The organism is Saccharothrix longispora (genome assembly GCF_031455225.1).
GTDB classification, from domain to species: domain Bacteria; phylum Actinomycetota; class Actinomycetes; order Mycobacteriales; family Pseudonocardiaceae; genus Actinosynnema; species Actinosynnema longispora.
Genome location: NZ_JAVDSG010000001.1, coordinates 7,021,390 through 7,043,751, shown reverse-complemented (window position 1 = coordinate 7,043,751; position 22,362 = coordinate 7,021,390). Strand labels below are relative to the sequence as shown.

Here is a 22,362-nt window from a genome sequence, read left to right as displayed (position 1 = left end):
CCCACAAACCAATCGAGACAGGGACCACTCCGAACAGAAGATCACCCTGCGGGGAACAGCCCAAGAATGGATCTTCCCCGCGACCGCCCCGGCACCCGCCCGGGGCGGGAAAACGCGCGAAGGGGCACCGGATTCCGGTACCCCTGCGCACAACAACGTTTTCATTGCCCGGACCGCGGACGACCGACAGCGGAGTGACGGTCACCACGGCAATGCGGGCCCCTCAGCCCTGCTGGTGGTAAGCCTCCAGCACCTCGGCCGGGATGCGCCCGCGGTCGGAGACCTTCATCCCCTGCTTGCGCGCCCACTCCCGAATGGCCTGGTTCTGCTCCCTGTCCGCCGAAGCCGGACGTGCGGCCTTCACACCGGCCGGTCGACCCGGACCGCGCTTGCGGCCCCCCGCCTTGCGGGCACTGGCGACGAAGTCGGCGAGGGCATCGCGGAGCTTGCCCGCATTGGCACCGGAAAGGTCGATCTCGTAGGACACACCGTCCAAGCCGAAACCGACCGTCTCCTCGGCCTGCCCGCCGTCCAGGTCGTCGACCAGGGTCACGGTGACCTTCTGCGCCATGCGTATCCTCCTGGACTCGAATGCGCGGCTCTTCATCCCCGACCGCGACCTTAAAGCATTGGCGGGTGCAGGTTAGCGCACAACTAGCGGAATGCGCCGCCCGGAGTCCGAGAAGTTACTCATTCCGGGGGGCGTCGGGAACGGGATCGCCTCCCGATACCCGGTGGCATTCCGTACCGCGCCGATCGCGGAAAGTCCCCGCCGACCGGCAACGCTTCGACGTCACCCGGCGGCAACGCGACGCGGCATCCGGTCGCTCACGCCCGATCACCGGTTCGACCGGTTCGAGGTATACCCCGCCAACTCGAAACCGCGCAAGCCGGGGGTCTCCACGGGGAAATCACGCACAAACGCGGGCACTCGCGGGATGTCGCCGACCGGGTGCTCCGCAGCTCGCCGACGAGCGTGCCGCCGGGAGCTTACCCGGACACCCGGAAGAGGTTTCGGGCGTGACATCTTCACCACCGCACGGACAACGGCTCGCGCCTTGTGGCGCTCCGGCAGGGGAACCGGTGAATGGGCCGACTCCGCCCCCGTCGCCGAAGTCGCGCGCGGGTTCCCCGGAATCGACCACCGGCCCACCCCGCCGAGGAGGGGCCGGACGAACCTCCCGGGCGGTCGGTGCGGATCACTAGGGTGTGCGTGGTGAGGCATGAGGACTGGCGGGCCAGGCGGGCCAACTCCTTCGGAGCGGCGGCGCCGGCCTACGCGGAACACCGACCCGACTACCCGGCCGCCGCCGTGCGGTGGGCGCTGGAGCCCCTGGGCGAGGGGCCGCACCGCGTGCTCGACCTCGCCGCGGGCACCGGGAAGCTCACCGGCGTCGTGCTGGCCGAGGGCCACCAGGTGACGGCCGTCGAGCCGGACGAGGAGATGCTGACGGAACTGGTGCGGCGGCACCGGAACGTCCGCGCGCTGCCCGGCAGCGCCGAGCGCGTCCCGCTGCCCGACGACACCGTGGACGCGGTCCTGGTCGGCCAGGCGTTCCACTGGTTCGACGCCGCGCGCGCGCTGCCCGAGATCGCCCGCGTGCTGCGGCCCGGTGGCGTCCTCGCGGCGCTGTGGAACGGCGACGACCACACCGTGCCGTGGGTGGCGGAGTTCCACCGTGTCGGGAGGTCGGACGCCGACGACCGGACCTCCTACGGCGACTGGATGCCCGCGCACGAGCTGTTCGGCGAGACCGCCGAGCGGGTGTTCGCGCACTCGCAGCGGCGCACCGCCGAGTCGCTGGTGGCGACCGTCAACACGCACTCGCACATGCTCGTGGTGGACGCCGCGGAACGCGCGCGGCTCAACGCGCGGATGCTGGACTTCCTGAAGAAGACCCCGGAAACCGCGGAAGGGGAGTTCGACCTCCCCCTCCGCACCTACGTGCTGCGCCGGTGCGCCGCGCGCTGACCGGCCGCCGCACGCGTCACCTCATGTTGCGCTCGAACACCAACCGCAGCCCGAGCAGCGTCAGGTCCGGCACGTGCGCCTGGATGGTCGCCGACTCGGCCACCACCAGGGGCGCGAGCCCGCCCGTCGCGATCACGGTCACCGGACCGGGGTCCACGACCTGCAACTCGTCCACGATCCGCCGCACCAGCCCGTCGACCTGGCCGACGAACCCGTAGACGATGCCGGACTGGAGGCACTCGACGGTGTTCTTGCCGATCACCGACCGGGGCCGCACCAGCTCGACCTTGCGCAGCTGCGCGGCCCGCGCCGCCAGCGCGTCCACCGAGATCTCGATGCCGGGGGCGAGCGCGCCGCCGAGGAACTCGCCCCTGGCGGAGATGACGTCGAGGTTGGTCGACGTGCCGAAGTCCACGACGACGCACGCCGTGCTGTGCAGGTGGTGCGCCGCGAGCGTGTTGATCACCCGGTCGGAGCCCACCTCCTTGGGGTTGTCCACGAGCAGCGGCACGCCGGTCCGCACGCCCGGCTCGACCAGCACCTTCGGCACCGCCGAGTAGTACCGGCCGAGCATCACGCGCAGCTCCCGCAGCACCGCCGGGACGGTGGACAGCGCCGAGATGCCGGTGATCTCGTCCGCGTACCCGCCGAGCAGGCCGCGCATGGTCAGCGCGAGCTCGTCGGCCGTCATCCTGGCGTCGGTGCGCATCCGCCAGTCGCGGACGAGCGCGGCCGAGTCGCCGGTGCCGTCGTACAGGCCCAGGACGATGTTGGTGTTGCCGACGTCGATGGCGAGCAGCACGTGCGGTCTCCGGTTCTCGCTAGTTCTCGGCCTGGATCAGCGCGTCCAGCGCCGCCGCGTCCTCGGTCTCGGCCGGCGCGATGGTCTCGACGACCACGACGCCGCTCGTGGACCCGTTGACCAGCCCCGACCCCTCGGGCGCGTGCGCCGGGTCGGCGCCCAGCTCGACGACCCGGTTGTCCGCGTCCACGAACACGACCCTCGGCTCGTACGAGCGCGCCTCGGCGTCGTCCATCTGCCCGTAGGAGATGAGGATGACCAGGTCGCCGGGCTTCACCAGGTGCGCGGCGGCGCCGTTGATGCCGATGACGCCGGTGCCGCGCCCGCCGGGGATGACGTAGGTCTCCAGGCGCGCGCCGTTGGTGACGTCCACGATGGCCACCTGCTCGCCCGCGAGCAGGTCGGCGGCGTCCATCAGGTCCTCGTCGACCGTGACCGAGCCGACGTAGTGCAGATCGGCCTGGGTGACGGTGGCGCGGTGGATCTTCGACTTGAGCATGGTGCGGAACATCGTTGCCCCCTTACTCGTCACCGGTGCCGAGCAGCACGGCGATGTTGTCGATCAGTCGGGTGGAGCCGACGCGGGCGGCGACGAGCAGCCTGGCGTCGCCGTTCTCGGGCGCCGGACCGAGGTCGGGCGCGCGCAGCTCCAGGTAGTCGAGGTCGACGCCGGGCACGGCGTCGAGGGTGTCGCGGGCGGCCTCCAGCACGGCGTCCGCGCCCCGGCCGCTGACGTGCGCACCCGCCACCAGCGCGGCGGACAGCGCGGTCGCGGCCTGCCGCTGCTCCTCGGACAGGTAGCGGTTGCGCGAGGACAGCGCCAGGCCGTCCGCCTCCCGCACGGTGGGCACGCCCACCACGTGCGTCGGCATGTTCAGGTCGCGCGCCATCCGGTGGACCAGCGTCAGCTGCTGGTAGTCCTTCTCGCCGAACACCGCGTAGGTGGGCTGCACGATGTTGAACAGCTTGGCCACCACGGTGAGCACGCCCGTGAAGTGGCCGGGCCGGCTGGCGCCCTCCAGCTCGTCGCCCAGCGGGCCCGGGTGGACCGTCACGGAGGAGCCCGGCAGGTACACGTCGCCGGCGGACGGCGCGAACACCAGGCCGACCCGCTCCTCCCGGCAGATGTCCACATCGGACTCCAACGTCCGCGGGTAGCGCTCGTAGTCCTCGTCCGGCCCGAACTGGGTCGGGTTCACGAAGATCGAGACCACGACCACGGTGTTCTGCATGACGTGGGCCTCGCGGATGAGCTTGCGGTGCCCCTCGTGCAGCGCGCCCATGGTCGGCACCAGCGCGACGTTGCGGCCCGCGGCCCGCAGCGCCTTCACGACCCGGTGCAGGCGCTCCGGGTCGTGGTGCACGGTCACGTCGCCGGGCTTGTAGTCGTCCTTGGTGAGCGGCTCGGTCATGCCTGTTTCAGTCCTCGATGACGGATCGGACGTCGGACGCCGCTTCGGGCTTGAGCAGCCCGGCGGCCTGGGCGCGCGCCGCGGTGCGGAGCGCCAGTACCCGGTAGGCGGGCAGGCTGTCGTGCCCGTCGAGCACGGCGAGGTGCTTGGCGACGGTGCCCGCGTCGCCGCGCGCGACGGGGCCGGTGAGGGCGCGGTCGCCGTGCCGCAGGGCGTTGTCCAGCGCGGCGGACAGCAGCGGGCCGAGCACGCGCTCGGCGTGGGCGACCCCGGCGGCGCGCAGCAGGTCGGCGCAGTCGGCGACCAGCGTGATCAGGTGGTTCGCGCCGTGCGCGAGGGCGGCGTGGTAGAGCGGGCGGGCCGACTCGGGCAGGCGCACGGGTTCGGCGGACATCTCCACCACCAGCGCCTCGCCGACGTTCCAGGCGACCTCGTCGCCGTCGGCCGCGGTGACGCCGACGGAGCAGGCGGTGACCCGCTCCACGTCCTCGGGGCGGCCGGTGAACGTCATGACCGGGTGCAGCGCCACGCACAGCGCGCCCACCTCGGCCGCCGGCGCCAGCACCCCGACGCCCTGCGCGCCGCTGGTGTGCACCACGATCTGGCCCGCGCGCAGCGACCCGGTGGCGACCAGGCCGCGCACCAGGCCCGGCAGCACGTCGTCCGGCACGGCGAGCAGCACCAGGTCGGCGGAGGCCGCGACCTCGGGCGGCGGCAGCACGGGGACGTCGGGCAGCAGGTCCTCGGCGCGGCGCAGCGAGTCGCGCGACACGGCGGACACGGCGCTCACGACGTGCCCGGCCCGGGCCAGCGCGGCGCCCAGCACCGAACCCACCCGGCCGGCGGAGATCACTCCCACGGCCAGCCGCGCGGGGCGGGGGGTCGCGTCCATGCGACGTACTCCTTATGCGGCGTTCCAGTCCCTTGGAGCGGGTACCGGACGACGGCCGCGAGCGTAATCCGGTGCGGGGCGAGGGGCCCTCAACTGCGACGAACACCACCCGCGGCCTTCAGCGCCCCCGGTGCGTCGACAGCGGCCTGACGTGCGGCGACGAGCACGTCCAGCATCATCGCGTGACGTTTCTCCGCGTCCGCGCCCGCCGTGCCCTGCGCCATCCGGTGCCGCAGGAACGCCAGTTCGGTCGCCGCCACCTGGTAGCCCGCGACGGCCTTGGCCGCCTCGTCGCCCACCTTGCGCTTCACCGCGCGCCGCCACCGGCTGCGGCCCTGGAGGCTGGCCAGCAGGGTGACCTCGCTGGAGGCGATCCACCGCCGCTCGGCCATCGCGGGCAGCTGCGCGGCGACGATCCGCTGCTCGCGGCGGCGCTGCCAGACCACCAGGAACACCATGCCGGCGAAGATCGGCACCATGATCAGGAAGTACAGGTTGATGAACGTCGAGCCGGTGCCGACGGTCGTGGAGAAGTTCCACAGCGAGTGCAGCCCGGCCGCGCCGAGGTAGCCGAGGACCGGCGCGACGACCTTGAGCGTGCGGTTGGCGGTCATCGCCGCGAGGCCGATGCCGATCCCCGCCATCGCCGTGAACAGCGGGTGCGCGAACGGCGAGAGGACGCCGCGCAGCATGAACAGCGCGATCACGCCGCTGCCCAGGTCGCCGAAGCCGCTGTCGGAGAAGACCCGGCCGAAGTACCAGATGTTCTCGGTGAACGCGAAGCCCGCGGCCACCACGCCCGCGTAGACGATGCCGTCGACCACGCCGTCGAACTCCTGGCGGCGGCGCAGGTACAGCACGACGATGAAGACGGCCTTCGCCGCCTCCTCCGTGATGGGCGCGCCCACCACGGCCGCGAACGTCGCCCCGTCGCCGTTGAGCAGCTCGCCCAGCACGTGCGCGGTCTGGTTGAACACCAGCGACGTGATGGTCGCGCCGCACGCGCCCCACAGGAACGCCAGCAGCAGGATCTTCGCCGGCTCCGGCTCCCACCGGTCCACCCACAGGCAGGCGCCGATCACGGCGGCCACGGGCACCAGCGCGGCGAGGGCGCCGACCAGGATGGGGCCCAGGCCGATGGCGCTCGTGCCCAGGCCGAGCAGCACCAGGGCGGACACGCCCAGCGCGATCAGCCCGATCACCGGGAGCAGCACGGTCCAGCGGCGCTGGTCGACGCGCTTGCGGGCGGGAGTGGTCACGGGGTGGAACTTTAAAGGGACACTTGACCCGTGGTTGACCCGGAAGCCCTGTGGCGCGAGGCGTTGTACGGACCGGGTGGTTTCTTCACCCGGGGCGCGGTGCCCGCCGACCACTTCCGCACCGCCCCGCTGGTGGGTCCTGAGCTGGCCGAAGCCCTCCTCGTGCTGCTCGACCGGGTGGATTCCGCGCTGGGCCGGCCCGACCGGATCGACTTCGTGGACGTCGGCGCGGGTGGTGGCGAGCTGTCCGCCTCCGTCCGGTCGCTGGCGCCGCCGCACCTCGCCCGCCGCCTGGTGGTGACGGCGGTGGACGTGGGTCCGGCGCGGTCGCTGCCGGGGGTGGTGTGGACGTCGGAGCCGCCCCGGTCGGTGCGCGGCCTGCTGGTCGGCCACGAGTGGCTGGACGCGATCCCCTGCCCGCTGGTGGAGGGGCCGTGCGACGACCCGTGGCTGGCCCGGTGGTGGCCGGTGCGGGCGGGTGAGCGGGCCGAGGTGGGCGAACCGCGCGACCGGGCGTGGGCGGACGCGGTGTCGCGGGTCGCGGCGGGTGCGGCGCTGGCGGTCGACTACGGGCACGTGCTGGCCGACCGGGCCGCGGGGCGGTACGCGGCGGGGACGTTCGCGGCGTACCGCGGCGGGCGGCGGGTCGAGCCGGTGTTCGACGGCAGCTGCGACCTGACCGCGCACGTGGCGCTGGACGCGTGCGGGGCGGCGGCGGGCGGCGGGTTCGCGCTGGTCTCCCAGCGGGACGCGCTGGCCGCACTGGGGTTCACCGGCCGGGTCGACCCGGCGGACTGGCTGACGTCGGCCGAGCGGGCGTCCCGGATCGCCGAACTGCGGGCCGTCGGCGGCCTGGGCTCGTTCGGCTGGCTCCTGCACGGCGTGGGCGTGCCGGTGTCGTCGCTCCTCCCGCCGCTGCCGCCCTGGCGGCCCTGACCCCCGGGGCACGGGCTCCACGGCCGAAGACCGCCGGCTCCCCCGCCCTTCCCGGACCACGCTGGTGGCGTGAAGGTCCACCCGATCCCCGCCGACGTCCTCGCCCGTGCCCGCGCGCTCGCCGGCGCCGACGAGCACCACGAGCTGCACCCCGACGCCCCCGGCAGCCCGTTGCGCTGCTGCCTGCGCAAGGCCGCGCCAGGCGAACCGCTCGTGCTGTTCCGCTACTCGCCGCCCTCCGGACGAGGCCCGTACGAGGAGGTCGGACCGGTCTTCGCGCACGCCGCGCCGTGCGCCGGGCCGGACGGCGCCACCGACCTCCCCGACGACCTGGGCCGGGCCCCGCGCACCCTGCGCGCCCACACCGCCGGGGGCCGCATCCACCGCGGCGAGACCACGCGCCCCCACGAGTTGGCCGACCGGGTCGCCGCGCTGCTCGACGACCCCGCCGTGGCCGTGGTCCAGGTGCGCAGCGCCTCGCACGGCTGCTTCCTGTACGCCGTCACCCGGGACTGATGCCCGTGCGAGCATGAGGGGGTGGAGATCACCGTTGGCGTGGGCGCGGGCGCCCGGCACCTCGGGGTGGACCGCGTGGTCGACCTCGGGCCGCTGCACCCGTCGGCGCACGGCGCGTACCGGCTGCGCCTGACCGTCCGCGACGACGAGGTCATCACCGCCGCCGAACCGCTGGTCGGGCACCTGCACCGGGGCGCGGAGAAGCTGTTCGAGGTCCGCGACTACCGGCAGGTGCTGACCCTGGCGAACCGGCACGACTGGCTCGCCGCGTTCTGCAACGAGCTGGCCGTCGCCCTCGCCGTCGAGCGGATGACCGGCATGGACGTCCCGCCGCGCGCCCAGGTCCTGCGCGCGCTGCTGTGCGAGCTGAACCGGGTCATGGCGCACCTGGTGTTCCTCGCCCCGCTCACCGGCACCCGCGACCGCGACGCCGTGCAGGCCGTGCTGGAGGAGGCGTCCGGCGGGCGCGTCCACTTCATGTTCAACCGGATCGGCGGCCTGCGCGAGGACGTCCCGGCGGGCTGGACCGGCCGGGTGCTCGACGTGCTGGCCGCGGTGGACCCCGGCGAGGCGCCCGGGGGCCTGGCCGGGCTCGGCGTGCTGGGCCGGGACGCGGCGCTCGCGCACGGCGTGACCGGTCCGATCGGCCGGGCGTCCGGGGTGGACTTCGACCTGCGCCGCGACGACCCGCTGCCCGGTTACCGGGACCTCGGCGTGCGGCCCGTGGTGCGCACCGAGGGCGACGCGCTGGCCCGGGTCCGCTGCCTGGTGGACGAGGTGCGGCTGTCCGTCGACCTCGCCCGCCGACTGGTGGCCGCGCTGCCGGCCGGACCGGTGAACCTGCGGCTGCCCAAGGCGGTCAAGGCCCCCGAGGGGTCGGTCTACACGTGGGTCGAGGCGCCGCTGGGCACGTCCGGCGTGCACCTCGCGTCGCGCGGCGAGAAGACCCCGTGGCGGCTGAAGCTGCGCACGCCGTCGTTCAACAACGTGCAGGCGCTGTCCGCCCTGCTGCCCGGCACGCGGGTGGCGGACCTGCCCGCCGTCCTCGGGTCGTTCGCCGTGGTCGTCGGCGACATCGACAAGTAGGTCAGTCCTCGCGGCGGCGGCGACGGCGCGGCGAGTCGCCCCCGCCGAACGCGGCGAGCAGCTCGCTGACCGACTTGCCGTCCGCGTGGGCGCCGGCGGGCTCGACCGGTGCGGGCGGGGGCGGCGGCGGGGTCGACGCGGGGCGCCGGACGGGCTTGGAGATCTCCTCCCACGTGTCACCCCGGTCGTCGGCGTGACGGCGGCCACCGGTCTCCGGTTCCGGCGCGCGACGACGACCGGCCACGGACGCCGTGGCCGAGTCCGCGGACCGGCCGCCCACGGCGTCCGCCTCGCGGCGCTCGGCGGATCGGCGACCGCCCTCGGCCGCCACGGGCCGCTGGGTCCCGGTCTGCTCCGCGCGCCTGCCGGACGCGGGCCGGCGTTCGTCCGCGAACCCGTCACCGGCGACCGGGTGGTGCTCGCCGGCCGGTTCGGCACGACGCGCCTGCACGGGCCGGTGCTCACCGGTCGGCTCGGGTCGACGCGCCTGCACGGGGCGGTGCTCACCGGTCAGCTCGGCCCGCCGGGCTTCGAGCCCCGGCCGACGACCGGCGGGGGCCGTGACCGGCCGGTGCTCGCCCGCCGGGTCCACCCGGCGCGGTTCGGCCGGGCCGGGCACCGGGTGGTGCTCGCCGGTCGACTCGGCGCGGCGCGCCTGCACGGGCCGGTGCTCACCGGTCAGCTCCGCGGGCGACCGCCCGGCCGCGCGCTCGGCGGGCGACCGCCGCACCGGCACGGACCCGCCCCCGGCACGCGGCGGCTCGGGCCTGCGCGCGGGCTGGGCGGCCTCGGCCTGCTGCGCCAACGCATCGCGGCTGATCATCTCGGTGCGCTCGGCCACCCGGCTGCGCCGCTGCACGGTGTGCTCGGTCTTCGACGGCTCGGGCTCCCGCGCCGGCTCGGCCTGGGCGGGGGCCTGCCTGGCCGCCACGTCACCCCGGTTCACCCGCTCCGCGGGATTGGGCTTGCCGGCCTGCGCGGGCTCCCGGCGCACGACCGGGGGCGGCGCGGGCCGCTGCTGCACGACGCCGCCGGCGTTCGCGCGCGCGGGCTCGCGGCGCACCGGCTGGCCCTGCTCGCGCCGGGCGGGCTGCTCCGGCCGCGCCGGTTCGGGACGCCGGGCGGTGTCCTTGCGGGTGTCGTGGGCGATCCGCTCGACCCGCTCGACCCGCTCGATCAGCTCGGTGCGGTCCGGGCGCTCCGGCGCGACCTTGTCGGCGGCCTTCGCCACCGGCACGGCGGTCCCCGTCGTGATGATCCGCTTGTCACCGACGGCCATCAGCCGCGACTGCTCACCGAGCGCGCGCATCCGGGTCGACTCGGCGCGCAGGGCGACGCGCTCCACGAGGACCTCGCCGCCGAGCAGCGCCTCCAGGTTCTCCCGCAGGGCGCGCAGTTCGCCGCGCAGCGCCTCCAGGTCGTCCCGGGCGTCCTCCTCGATCCGCTTGCGGGTCTCGGTCTCCAGCTCCAGCTCGAACTCGCGACGCGCGGCGACCTCGCGCTCCAGCTCCAGCTCGTACACCGACTGGAGGTCGGCGACCTCGTCCTCGCGGTCCGTGATCTGCCGGCGGTAGCGGGCGGCCAGGAACGCGCCGACCAGCGCGGCCCACAGCGCCGCGACCACGGCCAGCCGCAGCCAGCGGGCGTTGTCGCTCAGCACGAGGACCGCCGCGGCACCGAGCGCGAGCGCCAGTGCCCCCACCAGCAGCAGTCGCCCGGAACCCCGACCGTGATCCTGCTGCTCGTCATCGTCCGACGCGCCTCGCCCGGTCATGGCGTCTACCGTACCGGTCAGTTACCCGATCGAGACCTCGGCGTCCGCATTCACCCGTTCTGGTGGGGATCGGTGGGCGTCCGGCAGCAGTGCTCCAGCCACAGCGCGGCCCCGATGAGCAGCGCGGAGCACACCGCGCCCACGATCCCGCTGACCGTGTCGTGGTCGGCCGCCGCGAACTCGCCGCGCACCGGCAGCACGTGGAGCAGCAGCCCGACCCACGCGCCCAGCATGATCGCGCCCAGCAGCGAGGAGGCCTTGGCCAGCGCCACCGCCCGCGCGGCCGTCAACGGCTCCACGGGTCGCGCGCCGGGCTTGCGCAGGATGCGCGCGCGCAACGAGAACGCCAACCACAGGTTCCCCGCCGCGATCACCAGCAGGGTGAACCCGGCGAACGTGGGCAACGGCGGCAGCGTCGAGTAGGAGAGCCGGACCAGCAGGTGCGCGAGCAGTCCCGCGACGAGCGCGGCGGCGGCCAGATCACGGGGCTTGGTGAACCTCACCGCACCATCGTCCCCGAACCGCGCGGCCGGGGCGGCGTCACGTCAGCCGCACGTCGTCCCGCCGGGTCACGCCCGACAGGTCCAGCCCCGCCACCAGGTCGGCCACCCGGCCGTGACCGGGCAGCACCGCGTCCGGCTCCACGTCCAGCCACGGCACCAGCACCGTCGCCCGCTCGTGCGCCCCGGGGTGCGGCAGCAGCAACGAGGGGTCGTCCGACCGCACCCCGTCGACGGTCACCACGTCCACGTCCAGCGTGCGCGGCCCCCAGCGCCTCAGCCTCACTCGGCCCGAGGCGTCCTCCAGGGCCTGCCCCCGCCGCAGCCAGCCCCACTCGTCGAACGGGCCCGACACGACCAGGACCGCGTTGAGGAAGTCGTCCTGGTCCGTCACGCCCCACGGCGCGGTCTCGTAGACCGGGGACACCGCGACCAGGACCCCGGCGAAGCCGTCGACCGCCTGCCGGAGGAACCCCGCCCGGTCGCCCAGGTTCGAGCCGATCGACAGCACGGCCCTAGTCACGGGTCCGCCGCACGGTCACCGACACGTCCGCGAACGTCAGCGGGATCGGGGCGGACGGCTTGTGCACCGTCACCTCCACCGCCCGCACGCGCAGGTCGGTCAGCACCTCGTCGGCCACCTTGCCCGCCACCGTCTCGATCAGGTCGTACGGGCCGCCGGCCACGATCGCCGCCGTCCGCTCGGCCAGCTCGCCGTAGTGCAGCGTCTCCCGCAGGTCGTCGGTCGCCGCCGCGCGCGACAGGTCCAGCCACGCCGTCACGTCGACCAGGAAGTCCTGCCCGTCGCGCTTCTCGTGCTCGAACACGCCGTGGAAGCCGCGCACCCGCAGGCCGCGCAGCGAGATCCGGTCAGACACCGCCCGCCCTCCACGCCCCCGCCACGGCCACCGCGTCCAGCGTCCGGCCGACGTCGTGCACCCGCACGCCCCACGCCCCGTTGAACGCCGCCAGCGCCGACACCGCCGCCGTCGCGTCCTCGCGGCCGTCGGGGGCCCGGCCGCCCAGCAGCGCGCCCAGGAACCGCTTGCGCGACGCGCCCACCAGCACCGGGAACCCGAGCGACAGCAGGGCGTCGAGGCGGTGCAGCAGCTGCCAGTTGTGGTCGGCGTCCTTCGCGAAGCCCAACCCCGGGTCGAGGATGACGTCGTCCGCCGACACGCCCGCGGCCAGCGCCACGTCGACCTGCCGGGACAGCTCGTCCCGCACGTCCTTCACCACGTCGTCGTAGACCGCCAGCTCGTTCATGGTCCGGCTGTGCCCGCGCCAGTGCATGAGCACGTACGGCACGCGCGCGCAGGCCACCACGGACACCATGCCGGGGTCGGCGAGGCCGCCGGACACGTCGTTCACGATCGACGCGCCCGCCTCCAGCGCCGACGCCGCCACCTCGGCCCGCGTGGTGTCCACGCTGACCGGCACGCCCTCCGCGACCAGCGCCGCGACCACCGGGGCGACCCGCGCCGCCTCGACGTCCGCGGGCACCCGCTCCGCGCCGGGACGGGTCGACTCGCCACCCACGTCCACCACGTCCGCGCCACGCCGGTGCAAGGCCACGCCGTGCGCCACCGCGTCGTCCAGCCCCAGGTAGCGGCCGCCGTCGGAGAACGAGTCCGGCGTGACGTTCAGGACGCCCATCACCACGCAGCGCCCGGGCCTGGGCACGCTCACCTCAACCGCCCCCGGATGAGCTCCAGCGCCTCCGCCCGGGAGGTGGCCGAACTGCGGAAGATGCCCCGCACCGCGGACGTCGTGGTCCGCGACCCGGCCTTGCGCACGCCGCGCATGCCCATGCACAGGTGCTCGGCCTCGACCACCACGATCGCGCCGCGCGGCTCCAGCCGCCGCACCAGGGCGTCGGCGACCTGCGACGTCAGCCGCTCCTGCACCTGCGGCCGCTTGGCGTACAGGTCGACCAGCCGGGCGAGCTTCGACAGGCCGGTGACCCGGCCCTGCTCGTTCGGGATGTAGCCGACGTGCGCGACGCCGTGGAACGGCAGCAGGTGGTGCTCGCAGAACGAGTACATGGGGATGTCGGTGACCAGCACCAACTCCTCGTGCGACTCGTCGAACGTCTTCGCCAGCACGCTGTCGGGGTCGGTGTAGAGGCCCGCGAACAGCTCGCGGTACGCCCGCGCCACCCGGGCCGGGGTGTCGCGCAGGCCCTCGCGCTCCGGGTCCTCGCCGCACGCGAGCAGCAGTTCGCGGACGGCGGCCTCGGCGCGCTTCTGGTCGAAGGGGCGGCGCGCGAGACCGGCCCCCCCGTTCGCGGGGAGGCCGGTCTGGTCGATCTCGGTCACGTGCGGTTGTCCGGGTCCGAGTCGAAGTTGCGCTTGCCCGCTTCGGCGTCCGTCGGTCCCGGCTGCCACGGCGGCTGGGCGACGTTCCCGCCCGGCGCGGTCGCCGGGGTCCAGCCGGGGGGCGCGCCGTAGTTCGGCGGCCCCGACGACGGGTGCTGGGGGGACTGGTGCTGCGGGGACTGGTGCTGCTGGCCGGGCGCGGCGGGCGCCGCCGGGTACGGCGACCCGTTGCTGCCGTTGGGGCTGGTCGGGATCGGCGCGGTCTGACCGGCCGGGAAGACCGGCGCGTTCGGCCCGGTCGGGTTGACCGGCGGCGCGGGCGTCGGGTCCGGCACCGAGGGCTCCGCGTCGCGGAGGTCCTCGATGGCGGGCGGCCACGGCTCGCCGCGCTCCTTGGCCAGCTCGGCCGGGGTCTTGACCGGCGGCTTGTCCGACGGGGTGCGGGTGCCGAACTCGTTGAACTTGGTGATCCGCGGCCGCTTCTCGACCGAGGCGAAGATCCGCTCCAGGTCCTTCTGGTGCAGGGTCTCCTTCTCGATCAGTTCGAGGGTGAGCGCGTCGAGCACGTCGCGGTAGGTGTTGAGCACCTCGTACGCCTCGGTGTGCGCGGCCTCGATCAGCTCGCGGACCTCCTCGTCGATCTCGTGCGCGACCTCCAGCGAGTAGTCGGCCTGCCGGCCCGCCGTGCGGCCCAGGAACGGTTCGCCCTGCTCCTGGCCGTACTTGACGGCGCCCAGCCGGGCGGACATGCCGTACTCGGTGACCATCGCGCGGGCGATCTTCGTGGCCTGCTCGATGTCGTTGGACGCGCCCGTGGTCGGCTCGTGGAACACCAGCTCCTCGGCGGAGCGACCACCCAGCGCGAACACCAGCCGGGCGATCATCTCCGACCTGGTCATCAGGTCCTTGTCCTCCTCGGGCACGGACAGGGTGTGACCACCCGTCCGGCCGCGGGCCAGGATCGTGACCTTGTACACCGGGTCGATGTCCGGCATGGCCCACGCGGCCAGGGCGTGCCCGGCCTCGTGGTACGCGGTGATCTTCTTCTCCTTCTCGGAGATGATCCGGCTCTTGCGGGCCGGGCCGCCGATCACGCGGTCGACGGACTCCTCCAGCGCGGCGCCGTCGATCACCGTGCCGTTGTGGCGGGCGGTGAGCAGGGCGGCCTCGTTGATGACGTTCGCGAGGTCGGCGCCGGAGAACCCGACGGTGCGCTTGGCCAGGCCGTCGAGGTCCGTGTCGGGGGCCAACGGCTTGCCCTTGGCGTGCACGCGCAGGATCTGCTTCCGGCCCTTGAGGTCGGGCGCGGACACCGGGATCTGCCGGTCGAAGCGACCGGGGCGCAGCAGCGCGGGGTCGAGGATGTCGGGCCGGTTGGTGGCCGCGATCAGGATGATGCCGCCGCGCGAGTCGAAGCCGTCCATCTCGACGAGGAGCTGGTTGAGCGTCTGCTCGCGCTCGTCGTGACCGCCGCCCATGCCGGCGCCGCGGTGCCGGCCGACGGCGTCGATCTCGTCGACGAAGATGATGCAGGGCGCGTTCTGCTTCGCCTGCTCGAACAGGTCGCGGACGCGCGAGGCGCCGACACCCACGAACATCTCGACGAAGTCGGAGCCGGAGATCGAGTAGAACGGCACCCCGGCCTCGCCGGCCACGGCGCGCGCGAGCAGCGTCTTGCCGGTGCCGGGCGGGCCGTAGAGCAGCACGCCCTTGGGGATCTTCGCGCCCAGGGCCTGGTAGCGGCCCGGGTTCTGCAGGAAGTCCTTGATCTCGTAGAGCTCCTCGACCGCCTCCTCGGCGCCCGCCACGTCGGCGAACGTCGTCTTGGGCATGTCCTTGGAGAGCTGCTTGGCCTTGGACTTGCCGAAGTTGAGGACGCGGTTCCCGCCGCCCTGGGCGTTGTTCATCATCCACATGAGCAGGAGCAGGAGCAGGCCCAGCGGGACCAGGTACAGCAGGATCTGCGTGAGGAACGAGTCCTGGGTGACCTTGGTCTCGACGACCGGCTTGTTGCCCGCCTGGTCGAGGATGGTGAAGATCTCGTCCGTGGAGCTGGCCGGGAACTGGGCCCGCACGCGGTTGCTGCCCTCGACGGTCACCCCGTCGTTCAAGGTCAGCTTGAGCAGCTGCTCCTTGTCCTCGATCGTGGCTTCCTTGACCTGACCATCCCGGATCTGTTGCAGTGCCTGGGACGTCTTGATCGGGGTGTAGCCCCGGTTGTCGTCGAAAAGCACGTTGAAGACGTAAAAGAGCACCAACACCGCCACGATCCACAGCAGCGGGTTGCGAAGCAGGCGCTTGCGGTCCATGCACTTACGGCCGGCGGGCGGCCTCGACCCTCCCTGACTTGACGACGGGCGCAGACGGGCTCACCCGTCCGACCAGCCTACCGCCCGTGGTGCCGGGCGGAGCGCTGCACGTGCGGACCCATCGCGTCTTGCCGGACCAACGGGTGAACCCCCTCCGGTGTTCCCACGGGGTCGTCCGCCGTAACCGGGAACACGTATCGCAGGTCAACGTGGTTCAGCCGGAAGGGGACGCGAGCGTGAACCGAGGGGCTCTCACACCCGTAACACTTACTGGAGGTAGTGCGTTACTAGCAGGTAGGCAAGACGTGAGGTCCACTCGGGTGACTTGAGACACGAGAGTTTGTCATGTGAGTAGCACATGTCATCCTCGGAGGTCACGGAGTGTTCCCCAAGCACCCGAAAGGGTGAACACCAACCGAAGGTACCAAGAGTATGTCAGCTCGCACCCAGCCACGCCGCGGCAGCGCCCGCCGCGTGCTCCTGCCCCTCGGCGCGCTCCTCGGCGTGGTCGCCGCCGCCGGCGTCACCGTGGTCGCGCTGCGGGCCACGGGCGGACCGGAGTGCGACGGCACCCTACCGCTCAAGGTCGTCGTCACCCCGGCGGTCGAGGAGGTCGTGCGGGGGGCCGCCGACGACTACCAGGCCGCCCAGCCCGTGGTCGACGGCAAGTGCGTGCAGGTCCAGGTCGAGGCGCGCGGTGCCGCGGACGTGTCCAAGGAGCTGCCCACCGCCCAGATCAACCCGCCCGCCCTGTGGGTGCCGGACTCGTCCATGTGGGCGGCCGAGACCCAGCGCCAGGCCGGCGACCAGGGCGCGGACGCGCCGCGGCTCGACATCTCCGACCCGCTGGCCTCCTCGCCGCTGCTCATCGCGGGCTCGACGCGGGCGATGACGGACCTCGGCTGGCCCATCGCCCCGGTGAGCTGGGCCAAGGTCGTGGACCCGAAGGTCAGCGTCACGCTGAGCGACCCGACCACGTCCACCGAGGGCCTGGCCACGCTCGCCGTCATCCGCGCGCAGCTCGGCAACCCCGACGGCACGCCGAAGCCCGAGCTGATCGGCGCGCTGCTGAGGGTGGGCCGCGCGGCGCTGCCGTCGGTGCGCGACGCGTTCGGCAAGGTCGTGCAGGGCGCCGACGACGCGCCGGTGTTCACCGCCTCCGAGCAGTCGGTGCTGGCCGCGAACCGGGCCGCCGGGTCGCGGCGGGTCGTCGCCTCCTACCCCGAGGAGGGCACGGTCTCGTTCGACTACCCCGTGGTGCGGGTCAGCCGGTCGGGCGAGCAGCCGGGCACCGCGAAAGCGGCCGAGGACTTCGAGCGGGCGCTGCGCACCGACTCCACCGGCCGGCGGTTCGCCGAGGCGGGCTTCCGCACGGCCGACGGCAAGGCGCCCGGTGGCTGGTCCAACGAGGAGCACGGGGTGCGCGGCGACGACGTGGCCCTGCTCGGGACGCCGTCCCCCGAGCAGGTCTCCGAGCTGCTGGGCACGTGGGGCGCGGTCAGCCTGGACACCCGGCTGCTGGCCGTGCTCGACGTGTCCGGCTCGATGGCCGAGAAGATGAGCGACGGCTCCACCCGCATCGAGGCGGCCCGCGAGGCCGCGCTCACCGCGCTCGGCATGCTGCCGGACACCTCGGAGATCGGCCTGTGGGCGTTCTCCACGGACAAGAAGCCGCCGAACGACTGGATCGAGCTGGTGCCGATCGGCCCGCTGGGCGAGCCGATCGGGGGCGCGCCGCGGCGCGTGCAGCTCCAGAAGGGCGCGGGCGGCCTGCCCGGCCTGGTGGGCGGCGGCACGTCGCTGAACGAGACGGCGCTGGCCGCGTTCCGGCACGTGCAGCGGGACTACGACCCGTCGAAGATCAATTCGGTGACGCTGATCACCGACGGCAGCAACGACGACATCTCCAGCATCGACCTGCCCGCCCTGATCTCCACGCTGAAGGCCGAGGTCGACCCGGCCCGCCCGGTGCCGATGATCATGGTGGGGCTGGGCGAGGACGCCGACATGGACGCGCTGCGGCAGATCGCCGACGCCACCGGCGGCAAGGCGTACCAGGCCATGGAGCCGCAGGACATCCGCGGCGTGCTGCTGGACGGCATCTCGCAGCGCCGCTGCCGACCGAACTGCTGAGTCGGGCGGGAGGGGCGTTCCCGCCGGCGGGAACGCCCCTCCGCCGTCCTCAGCCGGAGTAGACCTTGGGGTCCAGGGCCCCGATGTAGGGCAGGTCGCGGTAGCGCTCGGCGTAGTCCAGGCCGTAGCCGACCACGAACTCGTTGGGGATCTCGAAGCCGACGTACTTCACCGGCACCTCGACCTTGACCGCGTCGGGCTTGCGCAGCAGCGTGCACACCTCCAGCGACCGCGGCCTGCGCGACGCGAGGTTCTTGAGCAGCCACGACAGCGTCAGGCCGGAGTCGATGATGTCCTCGACGATGAGCACGTCCCGGTCCGCGATGTCCCGGTCGAGGTCCTTGAGGATGCGCACCACGCCGGAGGACGAGGTCGACGAGCCGTAGGAGCTCACCGCCATGAACTCCAGCTGCACCGGCACCGGCAACGCCCTGGCCAGGTCGGTCATGAACATCACCGCGCCCTTGAGCACGGTGATCAGGACCAGGTCGTTCCCGCCGTCGGCCGGGTAGTCAGCCGCGACCTTGTTGGCCAGCTCGGTGACCTTGTCGCTGATCTCCTGCTCGGTGATGAGCACGGAACTGATGTCGCCGTCGTACACGGACGGTTCCCCTTTTGTCATGACTGCACTGGTTCCACTCGCAGCCTGCCATGCGCGCGGCGTGCCACAAAGCCGCCGGGCAACCAGACACCGCCCTGACCACGCCAGTCGCTCACCAGGGCGTCCACCCTGCGCAGGTGCGAGTCGGACAACTCGGGCACGTCCGCCAGGAGCAGCCACCGCCGCAGCACGCGCCGCCGCAGGGCCGTCGGCAGGTGCTCGACCTCGGCCACCTCGCAGCAGTCGCCGTCGAACGCCTCGGCCAGCTCGTCCAGCGCGTCGTTGTCCTCCCGCAGGTGGGCGGCGGTGCGGGCGAGCGCGTCGGCGACACCGCCGCGCAGGACGTCCTCCAGCAGCGGCAGCACCTCGTGGCGCAGGCGGACCCTGGTGAAGCGCGGGTCGTCGTTGTGCGGGTCGTGCCACGGCGTGAGACCCAGCTCCGCGCACGCGGCGGCCGTGGTGGCGCGCGACACCCCGAGCAGCGGCCGGCCCCACGGCGGGTCGTGCGGCCGCATCCCCGCGATGCTGCGCGGACCCGAACCCCGGCCGAGGCCCAGCAGCACCGTCTCGGCCTGGTCGTCGCGGGTGTGGCCGAGCAGCACCAGGCCGCGCCCGGGCCTCAGGGCGGCGTAGCGGGCCCGGCGAGCGGCGGCCTCAGGACCACCCGATCCGGTGACCTCGACCGTGCGGACCTCGGTCTCCAGACCCAGCTCGCGGCACGTCCGCGCGGCCCGTTCGGCGACCTCGGTCGACCCGTCCTGGAGCCCGTGGTCGACGACGACCGCGCGCGCCGGGGTCAGCTTCGCCGTGACGGCGGCCAGCGCGAGCGAGTCCGCGCCGCCGCTGACCGCCACGGCGACCTCCTCGGGCCGGTGCTCGGCGAGGAACCGGCGGACGGCGGTGCGGACCTCGGCGAGCGGCCCGTTCCCGCTCACGGTCGGACGCGGCGCAGCCAGGCGGCCGGGTCGGCGATCTCGGCGCGGGTCGGCAGCGTCTCCGGGCCGGTCCACACGGTGTTGAACCGCTCCATGCCGACGGCGTGGACGACGTGCCCGGTGAACGCGGCGCCCTCGGCGTACTGGCGGACCTTCGCCTCCACGCCGAGCAGCGTGCGCAGGACGCGGTCGAGCAGGCCGCCGCCCTTGCGGCGGGCGGTGAAGCGCTCGCGGATCGTCAGCACCGACGGCACGACGTCCGGACCCACGGCGTCCATCACGTGGTCGGCGTGGCCCTCCAGCAGCGTGGACAGGGCGATGAGCCGGTCGAGCACCTCGCGCTGGCCGGGCGCCTGGAGCAGGTCGACGATGCCGTCCGCCTCGCGCAGCCGCTTCGGCAGGTCGCGCAGCCGCGACGAACCACCCTCGTCCATGCCGGCCAGCAGCTCGGCGACCTGGGCGGAGAAGTGCCCGGCGAGCCAGGGGACGGCGGTGAACTGGAGCCGGTGCGTGCCCTCGTGCAGGCACACCCACATGCTGAAGTCCTCGCCCGGCACGTCCAGGGCGCGCTGCGCGCCGACGATGTTCGGCGCCACCAGCAGCAGCCTGCCCCCGTCGGAGAACGGGTCGTACTGGCCGAGCACCCGGCCGCTGAGGAACGCCACGACGACGCCCGCCTGCACGCCCGCGGTGCCCGCCAGGAGGCCGCCGAACGCGCCGGACTGCTTGGGCAGCGCACCCTCGGTCAGCGCGGCGAGCCCCTGCACGGCGGCGCGCACCCAGCCCGGCCGGTCCACGACCTCGCCCGCCCTGAGCGGCAGCCCGTGACCGAGGCCGGTCAGCTCGCGGACGTGCACCTCGGCGTCCACGGCCAGCTCGCGCAACCGGCCGACCGCGACGTCCGCCTCTGCTCTGGGCACCACCGGGCCGGGCCGCACGAGCCTGGTGGCGGTCGTGACGGCCAGGTCCCAATCGACCGGTGCACTGCGGTCCTGCTGCGTCGCCGGGTTCACCCCTTCGACGCTACCTGCGCGGCCACCACCACGACATCCCCGCGAGTCGTACGTCCAAGCCGCGAGAGTCGTAAGTTCAGGACCCGCGAGTCGTACGCCCAGGACCCGAGAGTCCAACGTTCAGGCCCTCTGACGATCAGGGACGGTCCTGAACGTAGAACTCATGGGTCCTGAACGTACGACTCGCGCGACCTGGGCGTACGACTCGCGCGACCTGGGCGTTGGACTCTCGGGGGTGGGGAAGTCGGGTCAGCAGCCGCAGGCGCGCAGGGCGGCGACCATCTCGTCCAGGGCGCCGCGCACGGCGTCGCCGCTCTGCGTGCTCTGGGACATGAACGCGAACACCACCAGCCGGCCGTCCGCGTCGACCACCACGCCGGCCAGCGAGTGCACGCCGCTCAACGTGCCCGTCTTGCCCCGCGCCCACCCCTTCGCGGACGCGCCCGCCTCCTGGAAGCGGGTCGCCAGGGTGCCGCTGCCGCCCGCGACCGGCAGGGCCGTGAGCAGCGGTCGGAGTTTCGCCGTGCGCTCGTCGGACGCGTCGGGCTTGGCCGCCGCAGTGAGGATGTCCGCGAGCAGCTTCGCGGGCAGCTTGTTGTTCGGCGACAGGCCGCTGCCGTCCACGAACACCGCCGTGGCCAGGTCGAACCCCTGCTGCGCCAGCACGTCCCGCACGGCCTGCGCGCCACCGGCGAACGACGGCTCCGCGCCCCGCGCGATGGCGATCTCCCGCGCCATCGTCTCGGCCAGCACGTTGTCCGAGTTCTGCATCAGGTTCTCGACCAGCCGGTCCACCGGCGCGGACTTCACCTCGCCCAGCACCTCGGCCCCCGCGGCCGCCGTGCCCGGCGCGACGGCGGCGGTCACGCCCAGCCGCTGGGCCAGCGCGGACGCCGCGTCGGCGGCGGGCGTGGACGTGCGGGGCGTGTCGAGGAGCTTCGGGTTGCCGCGACCGCCGTCGAGCATGAGCGGCTGGATCGGCGACACGTACCCGTCGGGCACGTCGCCGGGCGCCCAGCCGGGCGCGAGGCCCTCACCGGTGTACCGCGACGCGTCGAACAGCACCTGCGTGACGGGACCGGTCGCCTTGACCTGCGCGACCAGTTCGTCCAGCGTCGGTGCGCCGGGGTACACGGTGGTGTCGCCGACGGGCAGCGAGGACAGCGTCGGGTCTCCGCCGCCGACCAGCACGACGGTGCCCGGCTGCGCCCCCCGCACCACCTTCGTGGAGAACTGCGCGGTGTGGTCGAGCGAGAGCAGCGCGGCGGCCGAGATCAGCACCTTGGTGGTGGACGCGGGCGTGGCCGGGGTCTTCTCGCCCTGGTTCCACAGCGCCTGCCCGGTGCCCGGGTCCACCACGACCCCCGTCAGCGGGGCCAGCAGCGGGTTGGCCGCCGGTCCGGTCAGCGCGGCCTTCACCCCGGCCGCGGTGGGCGCGGCGCCGTCCGCGCCGATGCCCTTGACGGACAGCGCCACGGGCGCGGGCGGCGGCGCCGCGGCGGTCGTCGCGGTGGGCGTGCGGTCGAACCAGCCCCGCTGCGCGCCGACGACGGTGGTGCCGGCCAGCGCCAGCACGAGCAGGGCGGCGAGCGCGAGCAGGTACGGCCGCTTGCGCCGCTTGGCGGGCGGCGCGGGAGGCGGCGTCCCTTCACTTTCCGTGATCGGTTCAGGAACCGGTTCAGGTTCCGACTTGATCTCGGTCGGCCGCTCGCGCGGGGGGCGCGGCGTCGGCGCGGCGGGCCTCGGCGGAACCGCCGCGGGCGGTGGCGGCAGGGGCGCCGGGATGCGCATGGTCGGCGGGTCGGGACGCCTGACCTGCACCGTCGGCGGCTCGCGCGGCACCTCGTCGCCGTCGACGGTCGGCCACGATGGCTCGTCGGGCACGCAATCCTCCGCAGTCGAGT

22 protein-coding genes are annotated in these 22,362 nt (G+C 73.8%); 5 read left to right on the top strand and 17 right to left on the bottom strand.

Going from position 1 to position 22,362, the window contains the following annotated elements:
* Nucleotides 1–223: 223 nt before the first annotated feature.
* Complete coding sequence (locus J2S66_RS30490; RefSeq protein WP_310311346.1) at nucleotides 224–571, bottom strand: histone-like nucleoid-structuring protein Lsr2; 348 nt, start codon at nucleotides 569–571, stop codon at nucleotides 224–226.
* A 645-nt stretch (nucleotides 572–1,216) separates the two neighbouring features.
* Between J2S66_RS30490 and J2S66_RS30485 the strand changes: the two genes are divergently transcribed.
* Nucleotides 1,217–1,972, top strand: a complete 756-nt coding sequence (locus J2S66_RS30485; RefSeq protein ID WP_310311344.1) for a class I SAM-dependent methyltransferase — start codon at nucleotides 1,217–1,219, stop codon at nucleotides 1,970–1,972.
* 16 nt (nucleotides 1,973–1,988) lie between these two features.
* Here the strand turns inward: J2S66_RS30485 and J2S66_RS30480 are convergent, their stop codons facing one another.
* The 5 genes from J2S66_RS30480 to J2S66_RS30460 all read right to left on the bottom strand — a co-directional run bounded on the left by J2S66_RS30480 (nucleotide 1,989) and on the right by J2S66_RS30460 (nucleotide 6,292).
* Nucleotides 1,989–2,774, bottom strand: coding sequence for a type III pantothenate kinase (locus J2S66_RS30480; protein WP_310311342.1), 786 nt, complete (start codon nucleotides 2,772–2,774; stop codon nucleotides 1,989–1,991).
* A 19-nt stretch (nucleotides 2,775–2,793) separates the two neighbouring features.
* Nucleotides 2,794–3,285 carry an aspartate 1-decarboxylase gene (gene panD, locus J2S66_RS30475; protein ID WP_310311340.1) on the bottom strand — a complete coding sequence of 164 codons (492 nt, stop codon included), beginning with the start codon at nucleotides 3,283–3,285 and terminating at the stop codon, nucleotides 2,794–2,796.
* A gap of 10 nt (nucleotides 3,286–3,295) precedes the next feature.
* The gene (gene panC, locus J2S66_RS30470; protein ID WP_310311338.1) at nucleotides 3,296–4,186 is read right to left on the bottom strand and encodes a pantoate--beta-alanine ligase; all 891 of its coding nucleotides are present in this window, start codon (nucleotides 4,184–4,186) and stop codon (nucleotides 3,296–3,298) included.
* Between the two features lie 7 nt (nucleotides 4,187–4,193).
* Nucleotides 4,194–5,078, bottom strand: coding sequence for a Rossmann-like and DUF2520 domain-containing protein (locus J2S66_RS30465; RefSeq protein WP_310311336.1), 885 nt, complete (start codon nucleotides 5,076–5,078; stop codon nucleotides 4,194–4,196).
* A gap of 89 nt (nucleotides 5,079–5,167) precedes the next feature.
* A complete protein-coding gene (locus J2S66_RS30460) occupies nucleotides 5,168–6,292 on the bottom strand; it encodes a PrsW family intramembrane metalloprotease (RefSeq protein WP_310315195.1) in 1,125 nt (374 codons plus the stop codon).
* Between the two features lie 75 nt (nucleotides 6,293–6,367).
* Between J2S66_RS30460 and J2S66_RS30455 the strand changes: the two genes are divergently transcribed.
* The 3 genes from J2S66_RS30455 (at nucleotide 6,368) to J2S66_RS30445 (ending at nucleotide 8,875) form a co-directional block, all read left to right on the top strand.
* Nucleotides 6,368–7,273: an SAM-dependent methyltransferase gene (locus tag J2S66_RS30455; protein WP_310311334.1), complete on the top strand. Its 906-nt coding sequence runs from the start codon at nucleotides 6,368–6,370 to the stop codon at nucleotides 7,271–7,273.
* Nucleotides 7,274–7,342: 69 nt separating this feature from the next.
* Entirely contained in the window at nucleotides 7,343–7,789 is a 447-nt protein-coding gene (locus J2S66_RS30450; RefSeq protein ID WP_310311332.1) for a DUF1203 domain-containing protein, read from the top strand.
* Nucleotides 7,790–7,810: 21 nt separating this feature from the next.
* Nucleotides 7,811–8,875 (top strand): NADH-quinone oxidoreductase subunit D, encoded by a 1,065-nt coding sequence (locus tag J2S66_RS30445; protein ID WP_310311330.1) that lies wholly within the window; start codon nucleotides 7,811–7,813, stop codon nucleotides 8,873–8,875.
* Nucleotide 8,876: 1 nt separating this feature from the next.
* Here J2S66_RS30445 and J2S66_RS30440 read toward each other — a convergent pair whose 3' ends face one another.
* From J2S66_RS30440 to ftsH, 7 genes are read right to left on the bottom strand one after another with little or no spacing between them, the layout of a single operon-like run.
* Nucleotides 8,877–10,649, bottom strand: coding sequence for a DUF6779 domain-containing protein (locus tag J2S66_RS30440; RefSeq protein WP_310311328.1), 1,773 nt, complete (start codon nucleotides 10,647–10,649; stop codon nucleotides 8,877–8,879).
* Between the two features lie 50 nt (nucleotides 10,650–10,699).
* A complete protein-coding gene (locus J2S66_RS30435; RefSeq protein ID WP_310311326.1) occupies nucleotides 10,700–11,152 on the bottom strand; it encodes a DUF3180 domain-containing protein in 453 nt (150 codons plus the stop codon).
* A gap of 37 nt (nucleotides 11,153–11,189) precedes the next feature.
* Nucleotides 11,190–11,672, bottom strand: coding sequence for a 2-amino-4-hydroxy-6-hydroxymethyldihydropteridine diphosphokinase (gene folK / locus J2S66_RS30430; protein ID WP_310311324.1), 483 nt, complete (start codon nucleotides 11,670–11,672; stop codon nucleotides 11,190–11,192).
* Nucleotides 11,665–12,027 (bottom strand): dihydroneopterin aldolase, encoded by a 363-nt coding sequence (gene folB, locus J2S66_RS30425; RefSeq protein WP_306744415.1) that lies wholly within the window; start codon nucleotides 12,025–12,027, stop codon nucleotides 11,665–11,667. Before folB ends, folK begins: the two co-directional genes overlap by 8 nt.
* Nucleotides 12,020–12,805 (bottom strand): dihydropteroate synthase, encoded by a 786-nt coding sequence (gene folP / locus J2S66_RS30420; RefSeq protein WP_310315193.1) that lies wholly within the window; start codon nucleotides 12,803–12,805, stop codon nucleotides 12,020–12,022. The genes folB and folP overlap by 8 nt, the downstream gene beginning before the upstream one ends.
* A 29-nt stretch (nucleotides 12,806–12,834) precedes the next feature.
* Entirely contained in the window at nucleotides 12,835–13,458 is a 624-nt protein-coding gene (folE, locus tag J2S66_RS30415; RefSeq protein ID WP_310315190.1) for a GTP cyclohydrolase I FolE, read from the bottom strand.
* Nucleotides 13,459–13,463: 5 nt separating this feature from the next.
* Nucleotides 13,464–15,776 carry an ATP-dependent zinc metalloprotease FtsH gene (ftsH, locus tag J2S66_RS30410; protein ID WP_310311321.1) on the bottom strand — a complete coding sequence of 771 codons (2,313 nt, stop codon included), beginning with the start codon at nucleotides 15,774–15,776 and terminating at the stop codon, nucleotides 13,464–13,466.
* A gap of 432 nt (nucleotides 15,777–16,208) precedes the next feature.
* Between ftsH and J2S66_RS30405 the strand changes: the two genes are divergently transcribed.
* Nucleotides 16,209–17,909, top strand: coding sequence for a substrate-binding and VWA domain-containing protein (locus tag J2S66_RS30405; RefSeq protein ID WP_310311319.1), 1,701 nt, complete (start codon nucleotides 16,209–16,211; stop codon nucleotides 17,907–17,909).
* A gap of 49 nt (nucleotides 17,910–17,958) precedes the next feature.
* Here the strand turns inward: J2S66_RS30405 and hpt are convergent, their stop codons facing one another.
* From hpt to dacB, 4 genes are all read right to left on the bottom strand, one after another.
* On the bottom strand, nucleotides 17,959–18,510 hold the full coding sequence (gene hpt, locus J2S66_RS30400) for a hypoxanthine phosphoribosyltransferase (protein WP_310315187.1): 552 nt from the start codon (nucleotides 18,508–18,510) through the stop codon (nucleotides 17,959–17,961).
* A 17-nt stretch (nucleotides 18,511–18,527) separates the two neighbouring features.
* Complete coding sequence (tilS, locus tag J2S66_RS30395) at nucleotides 18,528–19,445, bottom strand: tRNA lysidine(34) synthetase TilS (RefSeq protein WP_310311317.1); 918 nt, start codon at nucleotides 19,443–19,445, stop codon at nucleotides 18,528–18,530.
* Nucleotides 19,442–20,458 carry an Rv3626c family coenzyme F420 biosynthesis-associated protein gene (locus tag J2S66_RS30390; protein WP_310311315.1) on the bottom strand — a complete coding sequence of 339 codons (1,017 nt, stop codon included), beginning with the start codon at nucleotides 20,456–20,458 and terminating at the stop codon, nucleotides 19,442–19,444. Before J2S66_RS30390 ends, tilS begins: the two co-directional genes overlap by 4 nt.
* Nucleotides 20,459–20,707: 249 nt before the next feature.
* Nucleotides 20,708–22,342: a D-alanyl-D-alanine carboxypeptidase/D-alanyl-D-alanine endopeptidase gene (gene dacB, locus J2S66_RS30385; RefSeq protein ID WP_310311313.1), complete on the bottom strand. Its 1,635-nt coding sequence runs from the start codon at nucleotides 22,340–22,342 to the stop codon at nucleotides 20,708–20,710.
* Nucleotides 22,343–22,362: the final 20 nt, after the last annotated feature.